At 50.0% G+C, this 1,177-nt stretch carries 1 rRNA gene; it reads left to right on the top strand.

The window, feature by feature from the left end:
* Positions 1-20: 20 nt before the first annotated feature.
* Positions 21-1,177 (top strand): 23S ribosomal RNA (locus L2725_RS23100); the annotation flags it as partial.

The following is a 1,177-nucleotide window of genomic DNA, read 5'->3' as shown; positions in this document are numbered from 1 at the left end:
GAAACTCGTTTGGGTTGTATGGTTAAGCGACTAAGCGTATACGGTGGATGCCTTGGCAGTCAGAGGCGATGAAGGACGTGTTAATCTGCGAAAAGCTGTGTTTAGCCGATAAAAGGCGCTTGAAGCACAGATGTCCGAATGGGGAAACCCGGCACCATAAGGTGTCATCATAACGTGAATACATAGCGTTATGAGGCGAACGAGGGGAACTGAAACATCTAAGTACCCTCAGGAAAAGAAATCAACCGAGATTCCCTCAGTAGCGGCGAGCGAACGGGGACCAGCCCTTAAGTCTTCAGGGTGTTAGTGGAATAAGTTGGAAAGCTTAACGGTACAGGGTGATAGTCCCGTACACGAAAACTAACTGAAGATGAAATCGAGTAAGGCGGCACACGTGATATGTTGTCTGAACATGGGGGGACCATCCTCCAAGGCTAAATACTCCTGACTGACCGATAGTGAACCAGTACCGTGAGGGAAAGGCGAAAAGAACCCCTGTGAGGGGAGTGAAATAGAACCTGAAACCGTATACGTACAAGCAGTGGGAGCGGTTCTTGAGACCGTGACTGCGTACCTTTTGTATAATGGGTCAGCGACTTACATTTAGTAGCGAGGTTAAGCGAATAGCGGAGCCGTAGGGAAACCGAGTGTTAACTGCGCGTTTAGTTGCTAGGTGTAGACCCGAAACCCGGTGATCTAGCCATGGGCAGGTTGAAGATGCGGTAACACGCATTGGAGGACCGAACCGACTAATGTTGAAAAATTAGCGGATGACTTGTGGCTGGGGGTGAAAGGCCAATCAAACCGGGAGATATCTGGTTCTCCTCGAAAGCTATTTAGGTAGCGCCTCGGACGAACACCTTTGGGGGTAGAGCACTGTTAAGGCTAGGGGGTCATCCCGACTTACCAACCCTTTGCAAACTCCGAATACCAAAGAGTGCTATCCGGGAGACAGACGGCGGGTGCTAACGTCCGTCGTCAAAAGGGAAACAACCCAGACCGTCAGCTAAGGTCCCAAAGTAATTGCTAAGTGGGAAACGATGTGGGAAGGCTTAGACAGCTAGGATGTTGGCTTAGAAGCAGCCATCATTTAAAGAAAGCGTAATAGCTCACTAGTCGAGTCGGCCTGCGCGGAAGATGTAACGGGGCTAAGCAATTCACCGAAGCTACGGGTACA

This window comes from Shewanella corallii, from assembly GCF_023349125.1.
Lineage (GTDB): Bacteria > Pseudomonadota > Gammaproteobacteria > Enterobacterales > Shewanellaceae > Shewanella > Shewanella corallii.
The sequence above is the reverse complement of the archived record's forward strand: the minus strand, read 5'-3'. Positions and strand labels throughout refer to the sequence as shown.